The 20,305-nt window shown below is 62.4% G+C and carries 17 protein-coding genes; all 17 read left to right on the plus strand.

Going from position 1 to position 20,305, the window contains the following annotated elements; translation table 11 throughout:
- Nucleotides 1–82: 82 nt before the first annotated feature.
- The 17 genes from tssA to IHQ72_RS27495 are packed head-to-tail and all read left to right on the plus strand — an operon-like array spanning nucleotide 83 to nucleotide 20,246.
- Nucleotides 83–1,252: a type VI secretion system protein TssA gene (gene tssA / locus IHQ72_RS27415; RefSeq protein WP_258118486.1), complete on the plus strand. Its 1,170-nt coding sequence runs from the start codon at nucleotides 83–85 to the stop codon at nucleotides 1,250–1,252.
- Nucleotides 1,253–1,258: 6 nt separating this feature from the next.
- On the plus strand, nucleotides 1,259–1,798 hold the full coding sequence (gene tssB, locus IHQ72_RS27420) for a type VI secretion system contractile sheath small subunit (RefSeq protein ID WP_023801313.1): 540 nt from the start codon (nucleotides 1,259–1,261) through the stop codon (nucleotides 1,796–1,798).
- A gap of 3 nt (nucleotides 1,799–1,801) precedes the next feature.
- Complete coding sequence (gene tssC / locus IHQ72_RS27425) at nucleotides 1,802–3,307, plus strand: type VI secretion system contractile sheath large subunit (protein ID WP_258118490.1); 1,506 nt, start codon at nucleotides 1,802–1,804, stop codon at nucleotides 3,305–3,307.
- A gap of 48 nt (nucleotides 3,308–3,355) precedes the next feature.
- A complete protein-coding gene (locus IHQ72_RS27430) occupies nucleotides 3,356–3,811 on the plus strand; it encodes an Hcp family type VI secretion system effector (RefSeq protein WP_023801311.1) in 456 nt (151 codons plus the stop codon).
- A complete protein-coding gene (gene tssE / locus IHQ72_RS27435; protein ID WP_258123946.1) occupies nucleotides 3,798–4,553 on the plus strand; it encodes a type VI secretion system baseplate subunit TssE in 756 nt (251 codons plus the stop codon). The genes IHQ72_RS27430 and tssE overlap by 14 nt, the downstream gene beginning before the upstream one ends.
- Nucleotide 4,554: 1 nt before the next feature.
- On the plus strand, nucleotides 4,555–6,429 hold the full coding sequence (tssF, locus tag IHQ72_RS27440) for a type VI secretion system baseplate subunit TssF (RefSeq protein ID WP_258118493.1): 1,875 nt from the start codon (nucleotides 4,555–4,557) through the stop codon (nucleotides 6,427–6,429).
- Entirely contained in the window at nucleotides 6,393–7,460 is a 1,068-nt protein-coding gene (gene tssG, locus IHQ72_RS27445; RefSeq protein WP_258118495.1) for a type VI secretion system baseplate subunit TssG, read from the plus strand. Before tssF ends, tssG begins: the two co-directional genes overlap by 37 nt.
- Nucleotides 7,457–8,920 carry a type VI secretion system-associated FHA domain protein TagH gene (tagH, locus tag IHQ72_RS27450; protein ID WP_258118497.1) on the plus strand — a complete coding sequence of 488 codons (1,464 nt, stop codon included), beginning with the start codon at nucleotides 7,457–7,459 and terminating at the stop codon, nucleotides 8,918–8,920. Before tssG ends, tagH begins: the two co-directional genes overlap by 4 nt.
- 3 nt (nucleotides 8,921–8,923) lie before the next feature.
- Entirely contained in the window at nucleotides 8,924–9,376 is a 453-nt protein-coding gene (tssJ, locus tag IHQ72_RS27455) for a type VI secretion system lipoprotein TssJ (RefSeq protein WP_258118498.1), read from the plus strand.
- 39 nt (nucleotides 9,377–9,415) lie between these two features.
- On the plus strand, nucleotides 9,416–10,750 hold the full coding sequence (gene tssK / locus IHQ72_RS27460) for a type VI secretion system baseplate subunit TssK (protein WP_258118499.1): 1,335 nt from the start codon (nucleotides 9,416–9,418) through the stop codon (nucleotides 10,748–10,750).
- Between the two features lie 4 nt (nucleotides 10,751–10,754).
- Nucleotides 10,755–12,077 (plus strand): type IVB secretion system protein IcmH/DotU, encoded by a 1,323-nt coding sequence (icmH, locus tag IHQ72_RS27465; protein WP_258118500.1) that lies wholly within the window; start codon nucleotides 10,755–10,757, stop codon nucleotides 12,075–12,077.
- 1 nt (nucleotide 12,078) lies between these two features.
- A complete protein-coding gene (gene tssM, locus IHQ72_RS27470; protein WP_258118501.1) occupies nucleotides 12,079–15,615 on the plus strand; it encodes a type VI secretion system membrane subunit TssM in 3,537 nt (1,178 codons plus the stop codon).
- Nucleotides 15,597–16,139, plus strand: coding sequence for a type VI secretion system-associated protein TagF (gene tagF / locus IHQ72_RS27475; RefSeq protein ID WP_258118502.1), 543 nt, complete (start codon nucleotides 15,597–15,599; stop codon nucleotides 16,137–16,139). Before tssM ends, tagF begins: the two co-directional genes overlap by 19 nt.
- Nucleotides 16,139–17,236, plus strand: coding sequence for a DUF2169 family type VI secretion system accessory protein (locus tag IHQ72_RS27480; RefSeq protein WP_258118503.1), 1,098 nt, complete (start codon nucleotides 16,139–16,141; stop codon nucleotides 17,234–17,236). Before tagF ends, IHQ72_RS27480 begins: the two co-directional genes overlap by 1 nt.
- The gene (locus tag IHQ72_RS27485) at nucleotides 17,233–18,258 is read left to right on the plus strand and encodes a beta-ketoacyl synthase N-terminal-like domain-containing protein (protein WP_258118504.1); all 1,026 of its coding nucleotides are present in this window, start codon (nucleotides 17,233–17,235) and stop codon (nucleotides 18,256–18,258) included. The genes IHQ72_RS27480 and IHQ72_RS27485 overlap by 4 nt, the downstream gene beginning before the upstream one ends.
- Nucleotides 18,255–19,322 (plus strand): PAAR-like domain-containing protein, encoded by a 1,068-nt coding sequence (locus IHQ72_RS27490; protein WP_258118505.1) that lies wholly within the window; start codon nucleotides 18,255–18,257, stop codon nucleotides 19,320–19,322. The genes IHQ72_RS27485 and IHQ72_RS27490 overlap by 4 nt, the downstream gene beginning before the upstream one ends.
- Nucleotides 19,323–19,340: 18 nt before the next feature.
- A complete protein-coding gene (locus tag IHQ72_RS27495; RefSeq protein WP_258118507.1) occupies nucleotides 19,341–20,246 on the plus strand; it encodes a hypothetical protein in 906 nt (301 codons plus the stop codon).
- Nucleotides 20,247–20,305 lie beyond the last annotated feature (59 nt).

The raw sequence follows: 20,305 nt of genomic DNA on the forward strand, positions 1-20,305 counted from the left end.
CAGCAACTAAATTGTGGTAAAGTGTCGCGGTGTGGTAACGTTGCGTTACGCACGGCACAAGGGCCGCTTGCTGGGGGTTGGTGTGATTGATCTCGCACTCTGGCTGAATCCGCTGGACGGTGAAAATCCGTCAGGGGAAGATTTGCGCAACGATCCAGCCTTTCATGAGCTGGAGCGTCTGACGGAACAGCAGAAAAAGGTCGAGTATCAAGGGAACGCCAAGTTAGAAGTTGCCGTTCCGATCGACTGGTCCACCGTGCTCACCAAGGCCGAAGAGCTGCGTCCACACGGCCGGGACCTGCGCCTCCTCGTCATCGTTACGCGTGCTCTGGCCAACGAGTATCGGCTGGCCGGGCTGGCTGAGGGCCTGACCCTCATAGCGCAGACCTTCGATCAGCACTGGGCAACCATGCACCCGGCCCTGCGGTCCGGTGCTACGCCGCGCGACGCCGCACTGCGCCGCATCAATGCGCTGACTGACCTCCAGAACAGTCAGGATGGCCTGCTCAAGGATTTGCGGAAAATGACGTTTTTCGCGCCGCGTGCAATCGGCCCGATCCTCGGCGAGGATCTGGAGAAGGGCGCGCTCGACGAGCGTGTCATGCTTCAGGAAGCGGCCTCGGGACTGAACGCGACCGAAAAGGCGGCTCTGGCGAGCGCGCACAGCCAATTGGTGAACCGGGTGCGCAGCGCATGCGTCGCACAGATCGATCAGGCCGGCGCGGAGATGACGTCGCTCTTTGCCAATGCGCGCGCCGCGATCGCGGCGCTCGAGGCGGTGGAGACCGCCCTCAATGCCCGCATCGAGGGCAGCGGCGCCACCGTTCCAGAATTAAAGCGGTTTCTGCAGCGTTTGCTGACGACCCTCGAACGAAACTCGGCCGCCGGCGCCACCGCGAATGGCGCCGCAAAGCCTGTTTCGGCGCCTGCAGAACCAGCAACGCCTGTTCGAAACGGTAATGGAGCCGATACGATGGCAAGTATGGCAAGTTACGCGGAACCGAGCACGGGGCTCCCTGATCGGATTTCCTCGCGCGACGACGTCGTGAAATGCCTCGACCTCGTCGTCGCCTTCTATGACCGCACCGAACCGTCGAGCCCGATCCCGCACCTTGCCCGCCGCGTGCGCCGGATGGTGCATATGGATTTTGTTGAACTGATGGAAGATCTCGCCCCGTCGGGGCTGAAGGAATTCCGGCTTCTTGCCGGCGTTCCCGATGCCAAGAAGACGGCTCAGAAGGATGAAAGGTAACAAGCCATGGCAGCCGAAAGTAAAGCGAAGGTCATCGAACGAAATCGCGCACCGCGCGTGCAGATCGCCTATGACGTGGAAACCTACGGCAGCCCGACGACGATCGAATTGCCGTTCGTCATGGGCGTGATGGCCGACCTTTCCGGCGCTTCACAGACCAGGGAAGCGATGAAATCGGTACTGGACCGCTCCTTTGTCGAGACCGACGCCAACCGCTTCCCCCGTTTCATGGAGGCGCTCGGGCCGCGCGTCAAAGCCCGTGTGAAGAATACGTTGCCTCAGGCTGAGGGCGCCGAGCGGGACGAAGAGCTTGCACTCGATCTCACCTTCACCAAAATGGGCGATTTCGCCCCGGACAAGATCGCCGAGCAAGTCCCGCAATTGGCCGAGATCCTCAAGATGCGTCGTCAGCTCGAGGAGCTGCTCGGTTTCATGGACGGCCGTGTCGACGCCGAAAAGCGCATCGCGCAACTTCTGAACAACGAGCCGCTTCTCGGCAAGATCGCCAACCAGGCATTATCCGACGACGACAAGGTTCAGGAGTAAATCATGGCCGAACAACAAAAAACCGCAGCCGTCGCCGCTGAGGCGGAAGCCATCGACCTCGGAGAATTCAGCGGGCTCCTCGAGAAGGATTTCAAGGTCAAGAAGGACGACAGCGAGAAGCTGCAGCAACTCGTCCGTAATCTCGCGCTGGCGGCGCAGTCCCGCTCCGATACCACGACCATCTCGTCCAACGCGATCAAGTCGATCAAGTCGCTGATATCAGGCATCGACAAGATGCTGACGACCCAGGTGAACGAGATCCTGCATGCGCCGGAAGTGCGCGAAATGGAAGGCACATGGCGCGGCCTCTGGTATCTCGTCAACAATACCGAGACGGATCAGAAGCTGAAGATCCGGGTGATGAACATTTCCAAAGTTCAGCTTGCCGACACGCTTGAAGACTATGAAGGCCAGATGTGGGATCAAAGCCCGATCTTCAAGAAGGTCTATACGGACGAGTATTCGATGCTGGGTGGCGAGCCGATCGGCTGCCTGATCGGCGCCTACGAATTCTCGAACCATCCGCGCGACGTCGGCCTGTTGCGCAACATCTCGGGCATCTGCGCCTCCGCGCATACGCCGTTCATCGCAGCCGCCGACCCGCGGCTGTTCCGCATGGATAGCTGGCAGGAACTGCCGAACCCGCAGGACCTGCAGATGATCGTCTCGAACCCGGCCTATGCCTCGTGGCAATCGCTGCGCGAGAGCGAGGACGCGCGCTACATCGGCCTGACCATGCCACGTGTTCTGGCGCGACTGCCGTATGGCTCGGAAACCGTTCCGGTGAAGGGCTTCACTTTCGAGGAAGAAGTGCAGGCCGATCACAACAAATATGTCTGGATGAACGCCGCCTTCCCGATGGGCGTCAACATAAACCGCAGTCACAAGCTCTATGGCTGGGGCACGCAGATCCGCGGCGTCGAGAACGGCGGCACGGTCATCAACCTGCCGGTGCACTCCTTCCCCACCGACGACGGATCGGTGGCGATGAAATGCCCGACGGAAGTCGCCATCGACGACCGGCGCGAGGCGGAACTGGCCAAGCTCGGCCTGATGCCTATCCTGCACCGCAAGAACACCGATCTCGCAGCCTTTATCGGTGCGCATTCGCTGCAGGACGACGAGACACGTGCCGGGCGGCTGGTCGACCCCGACGCCCAGTCAAATGAACGGCTGAGCGCCAACCTGCCCTATCTTTTCCCGGTTTCGCGCTTTGCGCACTACCTCAAGGCCATTGCGCGCGACAAGATCGGATCGTTCAAGGAACGCTCCGACATGCAGATCTGGTTGACCGAGTGGATCAACCGCTACGTGCTGGCCAACCCGGCCTTCGCCGACGACAAGGCGCGCGCCAAGCGCCCGCTTGCCGCGGCCGAGGTCCAGGTCGACAGCGTGGAGGGGCGGCCGGGCTATTATAATGCCCGCTTCTATCTGCGCCCGCACTACCAGCTGGAAGGCATCAACGCCTCGCTCAGGCTGGTGTCGGAACTACCGTCCGTGAAGACTTGATTCGCAGCAACCACACCTTGTTCTGTTTAAAAGCGGTGGAGAAAGACAATGCCAGTGAAGATTGATGGTTTTCTAAAGGTTCCGGATATCAAAGGTCCAAGCGTTCGAGACGGCCACGAGGATGAAATCGAAGTCCATGGGGTCGATTACAAGATAATCGCGCCGTACGATCCGAATTCGCTCTCACGCCGCGGTCGTGTGTCCCTGGGCATGATCAAGTTCACCAAGCATTATGACAAGTCCTCCCCCTATCTGAAAAAGGCGCTGTTCGACAACAAGGCGCTGGACGAAGTTGTGTTCTCCGCCCGCCGGACCATCGATGGCGAGACCAGCGACTACCTGGTCGTCACCCTGACCGACGCCTCGATCATGGAATACGACATGTCGCAGGCCGAAGACGAGGAAGACCTGATCGAGGAGGAGGTCAGCTTCGCCTACAAGAAGATCAAGTTCGTCTATGACAAGGATGACGAAATCGAAATGGATGTCTATGTCGGCAAGTGAGGCGCGGCGACCCGGCGCCGACAAGCTACAGGTCACCGGCAGTTCGCGAGCGAAACGCGAGGCGGTCCAGCCCTCTCTTTGGGACCGCCTCGTCAACGACCTGCCGGGCGTGACCTCCGAGATAGACGGGCTGCGCCAGACCTTGCAGGACGAGCTTGGTGTGGACCGGCTGGATACCCTGCTTGCGGGCAGCACGCGGCTTATCGATGCCGACGCGGAGCTGACATCCGATCAGAAGCGGCGTCTGCAGCGCCTGGCCTTTCAGACCCAACACCGCGCGGAGATCGAAAGCCGTGGCGTGGTCGTATCGGCCCGCGTCCTCAGGGAGGCGGTGCGGCGCGACATCGAGGCCTTGTTCAACACCGAGCGTTTCGAAGCTGTTCCGCTTCTTTCCGATTTCGAAAGCGAACAGGCCGCAGACAATCCGCCGTCGCTGGCCGATTTTCCGGAGGTGCGCCGAAGTGTGGTCAACTACGGCGTGCCTTCCTTTTCGGGCCGTTCGTCCCGCGACTTTGATCGCGAGACCCTGGCGCGCGAGATCCGCTCGGTCCTTGCCACGTTCGAGCCCCGTCTCAAGGAAAGCGCAACAAAGGTAACGGTGACCCTTGGTGACAAAAGTGTGGGCCTGAAGATCGAGATAGACGCCGTGCTGATCATGACGCCGACGCCGGAACGCATGCGCCTGCGCACCACGATCAATCTCGATAACGGCTTGGCGCGGACCGAATTCAGGGAAAGCTGAGATGGATCGGGTCTTCGTAGAATATTACGAGGAGGAACTGACCCACATCCGCGGACTCGCGGCGGAATTTGCCGACATGCATCCGGCGGTGGCGCGCAATCTTTCGCTGGATACGGTCCCCTGCCCGGATCCGTATGTGGAGCGGCTGCTTGACGGCGTCGCTTTCCTCGCTGCGCGCACCCGGTTGAAAGTCGATGCCGAGCGTTCGCGGTTTTCACGCAGCGTCCTGGATGTCCTCTATCCCGATCTGGTTACGCCGGCGCCGGCAACGGCGATGGCAGTGTTGAAACCGGGCCAGCAGGTCCAGTCGATGATTGCCGGCCATGTCGTCAAGCGGAACACCCGGCTGGTGTCCAGTCTGCAACCCGGCCTATCGACGCGCTGCACATTCACCACCGCGCAGGAAACGACGCTATGGCCGATAACGATCACGTCGGTCAGCTATTTCCAGGATCGCAGCGGGTTGGCGGCGGCCGGCATAACACCAATCGGCGGTGTCGGCGGCGAGGCGGCGCTGCGTATCACGCTGGGTCGGGCCGGAAAAGGCAAGCTCAACGAACTGGCGCTCGACCGGCTTGATCTTTATTTTGCCGGGCGCACCAAGGCGCCTTTGCTGTTCGACGCGATTTTCGGCGCCTGCTCGGCCATTGGTGCACGAGCGGAGGGCAAGGCCAATCCGCTATCGCCTTTGCCGGGACCCGAAATGGTCGGCATCAGCGACGACGAGGCGTTGATGCCTCGTACCCGGCCGACATTCGAAGGGTACCGTCTGCTGCGCGAATATTTCATGATGCCCGAGCGCTTTCACTACGTGCGGGTTTCAGGACTGCAATCGGTCGTGCGCCGATGCGAGGCCGGGGTCGAGATCATCTTCATGTTCCGGCGTCCGGTACCCGAACTTGCCGATGTGACGCCGGCGGATTTCGAGCTCTTTGCGACGCCGATCATCAACCTCTTCGAGCGTGACTGCAACGTCATCGAGCTTGATCCGCGCAGAACGCGGCAAGTGCTGCATGCCGATCGCACGCGGGCGCGGGACTTCGAAATCTATCGGGTGACCCACGTCGAGGACGCCGACGCCGAGGGTCCCGACGCCGAAATTCCGGAGCTCTTCAGCCTGGGGCAAAACCGCAGCAATGGCTGGGTCTATTCCACCGAACGGCGGCCTCGCCGGGCCACCGAAGATGAACGGCGCGACGGGCTGACCCGCACCTCATACACCGGAGACGACGTTTTCCTATCGGTTTCACGGCCGGTCGGAAGCCCGGCGAACCGGCCGCTGAAGCGTCTCGACATCATGGCGCTTTGCACCAACCGCGATCTGCCGATCCTCGACGACAACCCTACGTTGACGCTGGAGGCAGGCGATCCGGTCGAAACGGTCCGGCTTCTCGGTGCGTTGCGCCCGCCCCAGCCGGCTATCCCGGCCGCGCTGCCGGCAGGCCCCGAAGGCGAATCCCGAGCCGACAATCTCGCCTGGCGGCTGGTGGCGCAGCTGGCGCTCAACTTTCTCAGCCTTGCCAAGGAAGGCCGCGGTATCGATCCGCTGCATGCGCTGCTCGATCTTTACGCCGACCGGGGGGATCCTAGCCTCGCCCGCAATGTGCACTCGATCGTTCGCATCGACTCGCGGTCCGTCATCGAACGGCTGCAGATCGATGGGCCGATGTGCTTCGGACGGGGCACGGAAGTGACGCTGCATGTGGACCAGTCGGTGCTGGCTGGGCAAAGCACATTGCTGCTTTCAGCCTTGCTTGCACGGCTGTTTGCCCGTCACGCCGGAATAAACGGCTTTGTGCGGACCCGCACGCGGCTGCTGCAGAAGCAGGAGGATGTGCCATGGCCGATGACGCCCGGCAATCGCTACCTGATCTAGACAAATTCGACCTGGACCGGGTCGAAGAGCTGGATGATACATTCGATTTTTTCGAACTGTTGCGCCGGCTCGAACACAGGGGCGGGCTGTTCGGCTATTCCGGCCACGCGGATCGCGAGCCGGCAAGGCTCGGGCAGCATGTGCGTCTTAGCTTTTCCGCCAAGGACGTGGTTGCGTTCCGCCAAGCGAAGGACAAGACGCCGGCCCGGGTTACCGTTGCAAATCTCGGGCTGATGGGACCGGAAGGCCCGATGCCGCTTCATTTGACACGTTGGGTGCTCGATCGTCTGTCGCAGCGCTGGTTCACCGGCGCTGACGCACGGCAGACCAGCGACACGACGTTCGTGGACTTCGTCAATATTCTCCAGCACCGCATGATCGCCCTGTACTATCGGGCCTGGGCCGACGCGCATCCGGCGGTACAGGTCGAACGTGCGGTCGGCGGCCGGGTAAGAGCCATGCTTGAAGCCATGGCGGGAATCGGACTTCCCGGCACCCACAATCCCGATCTCGACGCCGTGAAGCTTCGCCAGGCGGCGTCGCTCGCCACCCAGGTCGACGGTCCGGAGCGGCTGACGCTGTTCCTGGCGGAAGCGTTCAAGGTGCCGGTCCAGATCAAGGAGTTCGTTGCCGCCTGGATGACCATACCGGCGACGCTCCAGACCCGACTTGCCCAAGCTTACGCAGTGCTGGGTCGCGGGGCGACGATCGGCCCGCGCGTTTTCAGCCGCCAAAGCAGGATCGAACTCCGCGTCGGCCCACTCGGGTATGAGGAGTTCAAGGCGTTCCTGCCGGGCGGTCAACGTCTGAAGATGTTCAAGCAGGCGGTTCGCGACATGGTCGGGGAATCGCTCGACGTCGATCTGCGGATCGTGCTCGCGCGTGAAGCGGTGCCGCCGCCCCGTATCGGAGCGGTACAGCTCGGCCGAACCATCTGGCTTGCGCGGCCCGCTGAAAGGGGCGATGCTGACGACATGCGGCTGCGGACAATCGTCGGATGGCGGCCGGAAATGGCGGGGGTCGCGGCATGAGTCTGCTGCTGACGCTGGAGCACGGGCCACGCACCCAGGCGGTACGGCAGACCCGGCTGGACGAGGGTGAACTGGTGATCGGCCGCAGCGCGGACGCGGGCTGGCAGATCGACGATCCCGACATGTTCGTTTCACGCGCCCATTGCAGGATCACCGGCGGGCGGGATGGGTATTTCGTCACCGACACGTCAAGCAGCGGCTTGTTCATAAACGACTCCGACAGCCCGCTCGGCGCGGGCACCTCGGTCCGTCTTCAGAACGGCATGCGGCTGAGGCTGGGCGACTACATCGTATGCGTCGATCTGCAGACGCCGGCCGCTCAAGCACCGGCAGCCAGCCAATCGTTCGCGGAACCGTCGCCGCCGGCATCACGAGCGCCGGTAAGCATCGGCCGCGATGATTTCTTTTCAGCCACGGTCGAAGAAGAGCCGCAACGACCGCGTCCGGCCGATCTGCCGAACCCGTTCGAGCAGCCGATTCCAGGAGCATTCGAGCGCGCCAACCAGCGCAGTTCGCCGGCCTTCGACGACCCGTTCAGCCTCGACCCGGTAGCAACGCCCGCGCCGAACGGCGCCTATCCCGAACCGCGTGGTGCGCCGGATCCCGCAGACCCCTTCAACTTCGATCCGACGCCCTCCGGTGCAACCGAGCCCGTTCCAGGCCAGTCCGCTCCAAGAAGATCATTCGATGACGATTTCGGTTTCGGACCGGCCGCATCGCCCGATTTGAGGAACGGCGCCGGCTCGACCGGTCACCGCAAACATGTCGCCGAAAGCCCGCAGCCGGGCAATCCATGGGACTTGCCCGGCCAGGCGGCAGATATCCCGCCTCCGCCACGTGCCGGCGCTGCGCCCAAACCCGCCCCCTCCCTGGCAGCGGCGCAACAGGCGAACACGGCCCTTCGCACCGCGTTCTTGCGTGGCATGGGCATCGAGGAAGCCGATTTTCCCGGACGCGACAGCGTCGCGGAAATGGAGAAGTTCGGTCGCGAGTATCGGCTCATGATGGAAGGCCTGATGCAGCTGCTGCGCAAGCGAGCCGAGGAAAAGGGAAACGCTCGCGTCGCCCAGACGGTGGTGGGGGCATCTGAAGTCAATCCGCTCAAGTTTCTGCCGACGGTCGACGACGCCATCGTGACCATCATCGCGGAGCGCAGCCCCGGATTTCTGGCCGGTGAAGCGGCAATCGCCGACGCGGTCCGCGATCTCGCGCAACATCACGTGCGCGCCTGGCGAGGCGTGCAGTCCGCCTTGCGGCGAATGATTGACCGTTTTGACCCGGCAGCGATCGAGGAAGAGCTCAAATCGAGTTCCGCGATCGGCACCCTGCTTTCGGGCGGGCGCAGCGCCAAGCTGTGGGAGCTGTACCAGAAACGCCATCGTGAAATCGCCCAGAGTGCGGAATCGAGCTTCCTCGGCGAAATCGGCGCTGATTTTCGGGATGCATATGAGGAGGAGTGAAAAATGATCGATCGCCGCGAATTTGTCGTTGCCCTGGGCGCAACCGGGCTGCTTGCGGCTTGCCAGAGCGGTCCGCCAAAACCATCCGCGGTCACCGTCAACCTGACCGGCGCGGCCGGCATGAACCCCGGACCAGGTGGCGGCGACCGGCCCGTGACGGTCCTCGTGATGCGGCTGCGCAGCACCGGTAAATTCAACTCGGCCGATTATTTCGCGCTGCAGGGGGATGCCGGCTCCGCACTCGCAGGCGATCTCATTGGATCCGACCAGATCTCCATCGGACCTGGAAAAACCGCATCCAAAACCATCACGGTCGAGCCGGACGCGGCTGCGCTGGGCTTTGTTGCCCTCGTTCGCGAGCCTGGCGGCCGGAACTGGCGTACAACCAAGTCGGTGTCGCCGGGGTCAAAAGTAACCGTCAACGTCACGCTTGGCAGCGGCGGCATTTCCGCCTAGCGGCCAAGGCAAGGGGTGCTCAATGCAGGAAGTAGCGGCATGAGCGATGCAAACAGGGTGCTGTGGTCCGAAGGCCTGTTTCTCCGGACCCAGCATTTTCAGCAGCAGGATCGCTTTTTCGAGGCGACTGTGCGCGGCGCGTTGCAGGCCGGGCAGCTCCATACGTTCGGCTTTCAGCACCTGACGCTGGACCAGGCAATGCTTGATGCCGGCCAGGTCTCGATCCTGTCGGCACGAGGCATCTTTCCGGATGGAACCCCCTTCTCCATCCCTGACCTGATGGACGCGCCACGACCGCTGCCGGTTACTGCCGATACGGGCGCCGGACCGGTGCTGGTCGCCCTGCCGCTCGAGCCTGCCGGCGGTGTCGGCTTCGATCCGGCGCACGCCGCATCCACCGGCGCGCGCTATCATGGGCGCATCGTTTCCGTCCGCGACGCCGTCCAGGGCGGTTCGGATCCCGAAGAAATCGAAATCGCCCGTCCGCAGGCGCTGCTGCTTGCACCCGGAAAATCGGTTGGCGGCTACACCGCCCTGCCGATAGCCGATATCAAAGGGGTTCGAGCCGACGGCGGCGTCTCGCTGGACGAGACGTTCCTGCCGCCGACACTGGTTACCGGAGCGGTGGCCTGGTACCGGCAGTTGCTTCTGGAAGTTGTCACCGGCCTCGACCAAATCGCCGAGGCGCATGGCAAAATGGTCATGGGCGGGCCAGGGCGCAGCGTCGAAGACCTGTTGATGCTCAATCTCGCCAATGCGGCGCGTCCGCGGCTGGCCCACATGCTGGCGCAGGATGTTTTCCATCCGGCCGAGCTATACCTGGAGCTTGCCGGTCTTGCCGGTTCAATGGCGACCTACGGGTCGAGCGCGCGGCGGCTGAGCGAGTTGCCGGCCTACGATCACATGGCGCCCGGCCCCGCCTATTCGGCGCTGGCGGACGCCTTGCGCTCACTCATCCTGAGTTTGCGTTACATCGAGCCTAAGTCACGCGCACTGCCCGTCATGCGGCATTCGACCAACGTCTGGAAAATCCGCATCGACAACCCGAAGCTGCTGGTGGCCAGCCGGATCGTCATCCGGGTCGGCTCCGAGCTGTCGGAAGACGCCTTGCGCAAGATTTTCGTGAACCAGGCGACTGTCGGTTCGGCCGATCAGTTCGAGGGCCTGTGGAAATCCCGTCTACCCGGCATTCCGCTGAAACCGCTTCATTCCCAGCCCCGCGAAATCCCCTACGATGGCGATCGGCTGTGCCTTGAGCTGGATCAGAAAAGCGAGCACTGGGCCTCGCTGCTCGATGCCCCTGGCTTCGTCATCGGCGTGTCGGGTGTACTGCCGAGCGAGCCGCAGGTCGACTGCTATTCGGTAAACAGGTGAGATGATGAGCCGGGATGATCCTTTCGGACTGTCGGAGGATCGCGAACGCACTCGCATACGACTGACCGGCGCGCCGATGCCGCGACCGATGACGCCACTCTTGTCGGGCGCGCCAATCAAACGGTCGCGTACGCATCCCAACACGCTTGTCAACGCATTCGCACCCTTGCTCGAGTTCGCGCCCGAGCTTGAAAGCGCGCTGCCGCCGGAAAACCCGGAAGCGTTGCGCACCCGGTTGCTCGACGAACTGGTTCGGGCACGTGACGCGGCAATGGCGGCGGGGTCCTCTCTGGAGCGCGCCGACCAGGCAGCCTGGGTGGTGGCGGCATTGCTTGATGATCTGGCCTTGAACACGCCATGGGGCGGTGCCAGCGCATGGCCGCGCCAGCCGCTTGTGGTGATGCTGCGAGGCGATGTCGATGCCGGCACGCAGTTCTTCACGCGTCTCGACGAACTGGAGCGGCATCCGAACCGGGATCGCGAATTGCTCGAACTGCAATATCATTGCCTGGCGCTCGGCTTCCGCGGCAAATATCGTGTTCCAGGCCGGTCGGGCGACCGCTCGCTCAATGCCGTTCGCGTTGCTGCGGCGCGCTTTCTGCGCGATGCCGATGCCGACGGCGCGCCGCTGTCGCCGAACTGGAAAGGCGTGATCGCATCCGACGAGCCGCAGCGTTTCATCGTACCGATCTGGGTGATGGGGCTCGGTGCGGCGGTTCTCGCCACTGCAATCTATCTCGGGCTGTCGATGGGACTGAGCAGTCAGGCGGTCGAGCTTTCCACGCTGGTTCGTGCTTTGCCGCCGCCAACCCGCGGCGATATCAGCCGCACATCGCCACAGGTCGACGCGCCGCCGCCAGAGGCAGTGGATTTCGCGCTAGTGCCGGAGTTTCAGGCCGGAGCGCCGGCAAATCTCAGAGCCGCGCTAAGCGGCACCGAGAGCGTTTCGCTGGCCAGGCTGATCATTCAGGCCTCCAACCCCGAACTGTTCCAGTCGTCGCGGCCGACACTGACGGAAGGTTTCGAACCGCTGATCGGTTCAATCGCCAAAGTGATCCTCGCCAATCAGGAACTGATCGGAAACATCACGGTGGTCGGCCATACCGACAGTGTTCCTTTGCAACGGTCCAATCCGCTTTCCACCAACCAGCGGTTGTCCGAAGCGCGCGCAGCAACCATTGCCGAGATGTTGGTCCAGAACGGTGTGCCGCAGGACCGCATTCGCTTCGAAGGACGTGCAGCTACCGATCCAGTGGCCGACGACAGCACCCGCGCGGGACGGGCCTTGAACCGCCGCGTCGAGGTGCTGGTCGAAAAGAGGCTGTGAGATGTTCATCCTGCGCTTCCTCTGGGCGGTTCTGACATCGCGCTGGCTGTGGACGCTGATCGGCATCACGCTGCTTTCTCTGGTTATCTGGGTGTTCGGCCCGATCGTCAGGGTCGGTGCTTACGAACCCTTCGCCTCGGAAAATGTGCGCATCGTCATCATTGCGCTGCTGGTCATCTTCTGGCTGATCTGGCTGATCGTCGCGCAGCGCCGGGCGATCCGAGCCAACCGCATGTTCGTCGCCGAAATCGCTGCGCCAGCGGTGGAGAAACCGCTGAGCCCCGGCGAAGAGAACGTCGCTGCCGTCGGTGCCAAGTTCGCCGAGGTGATGGCCGAACTGAAGCGCCGCAAACTGGGCGGACGCAAGTTCCTGCGCGAGATGCCCTGGTACGTGATCGTTGGGCCGCCGGCCACCGGCAAGACCACGGCTTTGCGCCAGTCGGGCCTGAACTTTCCGATCGATCTCACCGACGATCTGCAGGGGGTTGGCGGTACGCGCAACTGCGACTGGTTTTTCTCTGAGAACGCGGTTCTGATCGACACTGCGGGCCGCTATGTGCAGCAGGAGAGCCAGCCGGACGTCGATGCAGCGGAATGGCTGGGCTTCCTCGACCTGCTGAAAAAGCATCGCGGCCGCCGTGCCCTCAACGGCGTAATCGTCGCGCTTTCGATCGACGCGCTTTCAGAGGGCGACGAAGCCATCAAGGCTCATGGCCGCAAGATCCGTCGGCGCCTGGCAGAGCTCAACGACCGGCTCGAAATCCGTCTTCCAGTCTATCTGATGCTGACGAAGGCCGATCTGATCAAGGGTTTCGAGGCTTTCTTCGGCGGCCTGTCGACGGCCTCGCGCGAGCAGGTGTGGGGGACGACCTTCGCGCTGGATGCGCGCGTCGACGCAAAGACCATAGAGCGGGAAATCGCCACCCTTGCGACGGAACTCGAGCGGCGGTTGGTGCCACGCCTGGAGGACGAGGACAAACTAGCCGCCCGCGCCGAGATTTTCAGATTTCCCGCCCAGCTCACGAGCCTGTCCGAGCCTATCCAGGTGCTGGTCGAGGCGATGTTCGGCGAAAGCCGGTACGAAGAAGCCGCCTGGCTGCGCGGCCTCTATCTGACGTCGGCGACCCAGGAAGGGGCGCCCATAGACCGGCTGACCGCGGCGCTGTCTTCATCCTTCGGGCTTCCGCCGCGGCGGGCCATGCCGGCGCCGCGCGTTGAAAAACGCAGCTTTTTCCTGAAGAACCTGCTGACCGAGGTCATCTTCAGGGAGGCCGGCCTGGGAACGTTCGATCCGCTGGCGCAGCGCCGCCGCGCCTGGATCTGGCGTGGCGCCGCGGCAGCCTGTGCCGCCGTGGCCTTGCTGGCCGGTGCGATGTTCACCTGGTCCTACTATGACAACCGCAATGCGATCACAGCGCAGGCGGGCCAGTTCGAGGCGCTGCAGGCGCCGCTGACCGCGGCAGCCGCGAGCCCGGCATCGGTGGAGCAGCCCGCCATCGACAGCGCGCTCAATGCGATGGCCGAGGTCGCAAATGCCCGAACGGCACCGCCGAGCAGTGCCCAGGACCTGCTGGGACCATCGGCATCGGCGGAGCTGCTGCGGGCGCAGGCCGACACTTACGACCACGCTCTGCGCAATGTTCTCGAGCCGCATATGGTCGCTTTGCTCGAGGCGACCATGTGGCGGCAGATCCGCGATCCGGATTTCATGCTGGGGGCGCTGAAGACCTATCGCATGATGACTGGCCTGTCGCAGATGGACGCCGATTTCGTCCAGAACTGGTGGGTCAATGATTTGCCTGAATTCGCACCGGCGGCGCCCTTTCCGACCGCCGACGCGGAAGAGCACCAGCTTGCCGCGATCCGTCGCATGGCGGTCGACGACAGCTACGTCGCCCCTGATCAGGCGCTGGTTGCCGAGGCGCTGAAAACAGTTTGCACGATTTCGCTGCCGGCGCGTGCCTACAGGCAGTTGCTGGCCGATCCGGCGGTGGCCGGCCTCAAGGAATGGATCCCGGCGAATTTCGCCGGTCCCAACGGCGCCAAGGTCTTTGCACGGCGTTCCGACAAGACGCTGCGCGTCGGCATTTTAGGCGCGTTCACCTATTCCGGCTTCCACGATGCCATTCTCGACCGGATCGAGGATGTCGCCGCCCAGGCGGCGCTGGATCGCGCGGTCTTCGCCGGAGGCTGTTCGGAAAATTCCGAAACCTCCGTCTCGGCGCTGTCCGAGGACATTCTAAAACTCTATTACGAAGACTACATCGCACAATGGGACAGCATCCTGCGCGATATCAGGCTCGCGCCATTGGCCGACCTGAATGTCGCCAGCGAGAACCTCAAGGACCTTTCGAGTGCCGATTCCGCGCTGAAGCGCCTGCTTACGGCGGTCGTTCAGGAGACCGAGCTTACCCGATCCGATGAAGCACCAGCCGACAACAAGGCAGCAGCCAAGGGCGGCTCGAAACTGCTCGGCAAGCTGGGGAAGCTGGGAAAGATCGTGAAGACAGGGGCAAAACTGCTGCCACGCGCGGGTTCCGCCGACGAGGTGGATCTTACCGGCAATCTGGTGGCCGAACACTTCAAGCCGCTCAAGGGCGCTATCGCCGAGGTCGACGGACAGCCGCCGGCACTCGACGCCGCGGTGGTGGCGCTGACGGCACTTTCGAACGTGCTGCAGACGGTCACCGCCAATCCCGACCCCCAGGACGCCATCAAGAAACAGGGCGGCCTCGCCGAACTGACGGGAGCGGTGGCCAGGCAAGCGCAGATCCTGCCCGATCCGGTCGACGACTGGCTCGGCGGCATCGCCGGCGACACCAGCGGCCTGACACAGAAGGCGGTCACCTCGGAGCTTAACGCCATCTGGCGCGCCGACATTCTGCCGTTCTGCCAGGCGGCGCTCAACGACCGCTATCCGTTCAGCCCCGAAAGCGCGGTGGACGTCAATGTCCGCGATTTCGCCCGCCTGTTCGGGCCGGCCGGGATGATCGACGCCTTCATCAACGATCACCTGATCAGCTATGTCGACACCGCCAGTCAGCCATGGAAATGGCGCGCCGACTTCGGCCTCGACCCGGCGGCTCTGGCGGCGTTCGAACAGGCCAGGCGGATCCGGGACGATCTCTTTCCAGGCGGTACGGGCCCGGTGATGAGCTTCACGCTCGAACCCAAGGATCTGTCTCCCAACGTCACCCGCGTTACGCTCAATCTCGATGGCCAGAACCTCGTCTACTACAACAACGCAACGCGACCGCAACCGATGACCTGGCCCGGCAAGGACGGTACCGGAGTCATCTCGCTCGCCTTCCAGCCGATCGACGGCTCGCCCGAAGTCATGTTGAACGAAACAGGCAGCTGGGCGTGGCTGAGGATGCTGCGCAGCGGCCGATTCACCGGCACCTCGCTGTCCGATGTCTATAGCTTGCGATTGGGGACGCAAGGCATGTACGCCGATTTCGAGCTTAAGGCGGCAAGCGTCGAAAATCCCTACAATTTGCAGATGTTCAAGAAGTTCTCATGTCCGCCGCAGATATGATCCTGCCTGGCTTTTACGGAAAAATGCCTGCCACCGGCGATTTCGTCACGCGGCGGCTGCCGGGGGATTTTGTGCGCATCTGGGACCGCTGGCTGGCGCAGCACATCGTGCCGCTGATGGGCATGGAATCCTGGCCACGCACCACCGCTCTGCGCTTCCTGGCCGGCCCGGCTTGCTTCGGCGCATCGGCAGGCATCATTTTGCAGAGTGCCGACAGGGTCGGCAGGCAGTTCCCTTTGAGCGTCGTCGCGCAGCTTCCTGACGCGGCCGTTCAGCTGGCTCGCGCTGATGCGTGGTTTGCCAGGATCGAAGAGGCTGCCATAGCTGCCCAGCATGGCGAGCTGACGCCCGACGAGCTGGATACAGCATTGGCCGCATTGCCGGTGCCGCCTGTCGAGCCGGGCGAAGAGGTCATCAGCGATATGGTGATGTGGACCGCGCACTCCGACATTTTCGATATTGATTCGCAAGCTCCGCAAGCGACGCTGGAGAAGATCTTTGCCACCAGTTGGGAGACCAGCTGATGCAGATCTGGAACCAGATGGGTTATCCGCACCAATTCACCATGGGCTTGGACAAGGCCGGCCACGAGTGGATCGTCGTGGTGGTAAAAGGCACGTTCGACTTCCCGGACAAACCCGGCGGACTGGTGCAGAAATCGGCCGAGCAGGTCCCGCTGGTGATGGCCGACACGCATACGGGCGTGCCGGGCTATTCGGCGACGCTTTGGGAAACCGATTTCGCCTTCCGCAAGCCGCGCTGCGACGTGGTCGCCAATGGTTGTGCTTATGCACCAAACGGCAGACCAGCCGAGCGTGTGCCGGTGGGCATTAAGGTGGGCACTTGGTCTAAGCTGTTCGAAGTCGTGGGCCACCGCGAGTGGCGCTCCGTCGGTCCGGTCTTTACCGCCACATCATCGCAGCCCTTCCTCAAGCTTCCGATTTCCTACGATGTTGCTTGGGGCGGTACCGATCGTCTGGATCCCGAGGACAAGCTTCCCGCCAGCTACAAATACAACCCGGTCGGGATCGGCTGGTCGCGTACGAGAAACCAGCGCCTCGTCCCTGGTCTGCGGCTGCCGAACACGCAAGCTGTCGACGAAGAAATCCGCTCTCCCTTCGGTGACTACAAGCCGATGAGCTTTGGACCGACGGGCCGCGGCTGGCCTGGCCGCATCGAATACGGCGGCACCTATGACGACAACTGGACGAAGAACATATTCCCGTTCCTGCCGCCGGATTTCGACGAACGCTATTTCCAGATGGCCCCGCCCGACCAGCAGATCGATCTGCCGAGGGGTGGCGAGGAGGTGCAGCTGGTCAACCTGACGTCGGAAGGACGGGTGAGCTTCCGGCTGCCTTCGACAGCACTGCCAATGACGTTGTTCAAGGGCAGGCATAAGGCCTATGAGGCCGACATCCTTCCAGACACAGTTCTCCTCGATCCCGAGAATCGGCGTTTCTCGCTCGTCTGGCGCGTCTCGCAGCGCATCCAACGGACCATCCTCGATTTCTCGGAGTGCTGGGTCGGTCCGCCGACGCCGGCTATGCTGAGGGCGCGCGCGACGGGGCGCACGTATATCCGTGCCAACGGCATCGCGCCGGAGGAGGAAGAGGCATGACCACTCCGATCGAGATTGTTTCGGTTGGCATGGTGACTGCCGTTGGCCTCGACGCGCCCTCCGCTTGCGCTGCGATGCGCGCTCGGCTCGATGGTTTCCAGGAAACCCGTTTCGTCGGCTCACCCGCAGGATGGCTTACTGGTGCGCCCGTGCCGCTGCCACGCAACTGGATCGGGGAGAAGCGTATAGCCCATCTGGCAGCCGGGGCTATATCGGAGGCTTTCGAAAATCACCCGCAAGCGCGAGGACAGACGGCGCTCATCCTTTGCCTGCCGGAGGAGGATCGGCCCGGCCGACCGGTGAAAGACAATTCTTCCCTGCTCCGTCGGATCAGCGAGATCGTTGAAATCGAACCTCATCTGCGCTCTCGTATCGTGGCTTATGGTCGTCCTTCCGGACATGTCGCGTTCGATCAGGCCCGCAGACTGATTGCATCCGGCGAAGCTCCCTATGTCATGATCGCGGGCGTCGACAGCTATCTGACGGGGCCAACAATTTCCCACTACCTCAGCAGGGGCCGCTTGTTGACCGCAGACAATTCCAACGGCTTCATTCCAGGCGAAGCCGCGGCTGCGGTTCTCTGCACACGACCGCGAAACAACGGTTTCAGGCTCTTCGGACTCGGTCTTTCGCGCGAGGAAGCTTCGATCTACAACGACCGGGATTTGCCGCTACGCGCCGATGGCATGACGGCGGCATACGATGTGGCATTCCGAGAGACCGGGATTGACATGAACCGGCTCGGCTATCGCATCGCGGACCTGATCGGCGAGCAGTACTGGTTCAAGCAGACCGCGTTGGCCTCGATCCGCCTCCTGCGGGGACGCCACGAGTTTCAGGACTTATGGTCGCCCGCTGAGTCTCTGGGAAACGTTGGCGCCGCAGCCGTTCCAGTCATGGTTGGCATGGCTTGGACCGCAGCCGGCAAAGGGTATGCCGCCGGCAATCCGGTTCTCATCGAGGCCTCGTCCGATGCCGGTGCCTGCGGCGCCGCAGTATTCGCTTACGGGAGGACGGCATGACCGTCTATGCCAATGGCCTTGAGGTTGCCTGCAAGGCGCAGGCTAACCAGGTTATCGCGGCCTTTCCATACGTCTGCTTCACCCCGCCGCAAACTCCGGCAACCCCGCCGGGAGTTCCGGTTCCCTATCCAACGTTTGGAATGGACAGTGACACGGACAACGGAACCGGCACGGTCAAGATCGGCGGGAAGACTGTCACCCAGAAGAACAAATCCTATTACACCAAATGCACTGGCAATGAGGCCGGCTGCGCGCCCAAGAAGAACATCATCACCTCGGTAAACACCGGCAAAGAGTACGCCCATGCCTGGTCCGGCGACGTTAAGATGGACGGCGAGCCGATCAGCCGTTTCACTGACATTTCGTCGAACGATCACGCCTCCCCTACCGCCGGCGGACCTCCAATGCCCAAGGTGGCAACGGCCACGCCCGCGACCTTCAAATGCTCCGATCTTGAGATAAAGCCGTACAAGGAACTTGAATGCCCGGAAGGCTACGAAAAGGAGCATACCGTTGAGGTCCAGTTCTTCACCGCCGAAGGCGTGCGCGACCTGACCTTGGACTGCTGCAAGGACTATGACGACAAGGAAGCGCCATGCATTTGCATGAAGGCGAAATGGCTCGCCGGCGAAGCTGCCAAGGCCAAGGCAGCGGGCGCGCCCGGCAAAAAGGTGGTCGGCAAGAAACGCAAAACCCCGCACAACAAGAAGTCGGCGGATGCCCGCAACTGGCTGAGCAACAATTCTGCCGGCAAGCTGGGTGACTTTACCGACGAATGCGTGAACAGCACGGTCAGGAACCTGGACGATCCGAAAATTCCGCATGCCGTGCACGCCGCCGCCACAGAGTGCCTCAAGACTGCGAACATGGAATACATGAAGAAGAGCATGAACAAGTCCGAGAAGGACGTGAAGGACAAGAAAGCCTGCCACGGGACTTGCCCTAAGGCGAAGGATCAGGCTCGTCTCGTGCAAGTTGCCAAAAAGCGCCTCAGGAAAGCGGCGGGTGGGGAATCCGTCGTTGTGACAGCCGCAGATGTCGCCCCCTCGAAAGTTTCCTGTTAGCCGGAAAGGACGAAGCGAATGAAGATGGACAAGGAAGACCTCGAGGGATTCGCAACCGATCCGGACACCGACATCGAATGCCTGCAGGTTGCGCCATTGAGCGGCAACAAAGTGGCGATCCTGTTCCTGCTCAGCGACGCCGATTATGTCACCACTGTCTCAGTGATTTTTGTCGTCGAGAATTTCGACCCCAAGAAAGCTCGTGGCGCACTAGTGACGTCTGAATGGCTGATGGCGCTCTCAGCCGCGCCTTCAGGGGAGTTGTTCGCACTTGAAGCGACCACTTGGATCTGGCGGTACGCGGGTACCAATTGGACGCGTGACAAAGCCAGCGATAAAAGCCTCAGGCAGGTCTGGGCAGAGGATACCGGGGGACCGATCACCGTTGGCACGGACGGTGTGGCCTACCGCCTCGTTGGGTCGCGGTGGCAGGCCGTTACGCCACTCGGATCAAATGAGTACCTGGATATTCATGGACACCCCAAGCACGGCATCTATGCATGCGGTGAGATGGGTACTCTCCACCGTCTGGTGGGGACAGGCTGGCAGGCCTTGGAAACACATCGGCACGATCAGTTGCGCGGTATCGACGTCGCGCCGGACGGCAAGATCAGGGTCGCCGGGGACGACGGCGTCTGCCTTCGGATTGCAAATGAGGAAGTAACCGAGATGACCGCCACCTCCGACATGACATATCTCTCCGTGCGCAGCTTCAATGGCAAAGCCTATTGGGGCGACGAGGCCGGCCTCAATATCGAGACGGCTGACGCGCTTCAGCCATTCGAGGATACAGGCATTGCTTCAGATCTGCGCACTGATAGCGAGTTCCTGTACGTCGCCGGCATCGACACAGCGTGGCGCTTTGATGGCCGCAGATGGAAGACGCTTACGCTCGTCTATGACGACGGCCTTCGACTTATCTGACACCACTCAGTTGGTTACCCTCAGTTCTCCCCTTACAAGGTTCAGACGGGTGATGTGGC

Origin of the sequence: Mesorhizobium onobrychidis, from assembly GCF_024707545.1 — a bacterium.
Lineage (GTDB): Bacteria > Pseudomonadota > Alphaproteobacteria > Rhizobiales > Rhizobiaceae > Mesorhizobium > Mesorhizobium onobrychidis.

Coding starts and splice junctions, on each gene's coding strand:
- tssB (WP_023801313.1), top strand. CDS start 1,259: ATGGCAGCCGAAAGTAAAGCGAAGGTCATCGAACGAAATCGCGCACCG.
- tssC (WP_258118490.1), top strand. CDS start 1,802: ATGGCCGAACAACAAAAAACCGCAGCCGTCGCCGCTGAGGCGGAAGCC.
- IHQ72_RS27430 (WP_023801311.1), top strand. CDS start 3,356: ATGCCAGTGAAGATTGATGGTTTTCTAAAGGTTCCGGATATCAAAGGT.
- tssE (WP_258123946.1), top strand. CDS start 3,798: ATGTCGGCAAGTGAGGCGCGGCGACCCGGCGCCGACAAGCTACAGGTC.
- tssF (WP_258118493.1), top strand. CDS start 4,555: ATGGATCGGGTCTTCGTAGAATATTACGAGGAGGAACTGACCCACATC.
- tssG (WP_258118495.1), top strand. CDS start 6,393: ATGGCCGATGACGCCCGGCAATCGCTACCTGATCTAGACAAATTCGAC.
- tagH (WP_258118497.1), top strand. CDS start 7,457: ATGAGTCTGCTGCTGACGCTGGAGCACGGGCCACGCACCCAGGCGGTA.
- tssJ (WP_258118498.1), top strand. CDS start 8,924: ATGATCGATCGCCGCGAATTTGTCGTTGCCCTGGGCGCAACCGGGCTG.
- tssK (WP_258118499.1), top strand. CDS start 9,416: ATGAGCGATGCAAACAGGGTGCTGTGGTCCGAAGGCCTGTTTCTCCGG.
- icmH (WP_258118500.1), top strand. CDS start 10,755: ATGAGCCGGGATGATCCTTTCGGACTGTCGGAGGATCGCGAACGCACT.
- tssM (WP_258118501.1), top strand. CDS start 12,079: ATGTTCATCCTGCGCTTCCTCTGGGCGGTTCTGACATCGCGCTGGCTG.
- tagF (WP_258118502.1), top strand. CDS start 15,597: ATGTCCGCCGCAGATATGATCCTGCCTGGCTTTTACGGAAAAATGCCT.
- IHQ72_RS27480 (WP_258118503.1), top strand. CDS start 16,139: ATGCAGATCTGGAACCAGATGGGTTATCCGCACCAATTCACCATGGGC.
- IHQ72_RS27485 (WP_258118504.1), top strand. CDS start 17,233: ATGACCACTCCGATCGAGATTGTTTCGGTTGGCATGGTGACTGCCGTT.
- IHQ72_RS27490 (WP_258118505.1), top strand. CDS start 18,255: ATGACCGTCTATGCCAATGGCCTTGAGGTTGCCTGCAAGGCGCAGGCT.
- IHQ72_RS27495 (WP_258118507.1), top strand. CDS start 19,341: ATGAAGATGGACAAGGAAGACCTCGAGGGATTCGCAACCGATCCGGAC.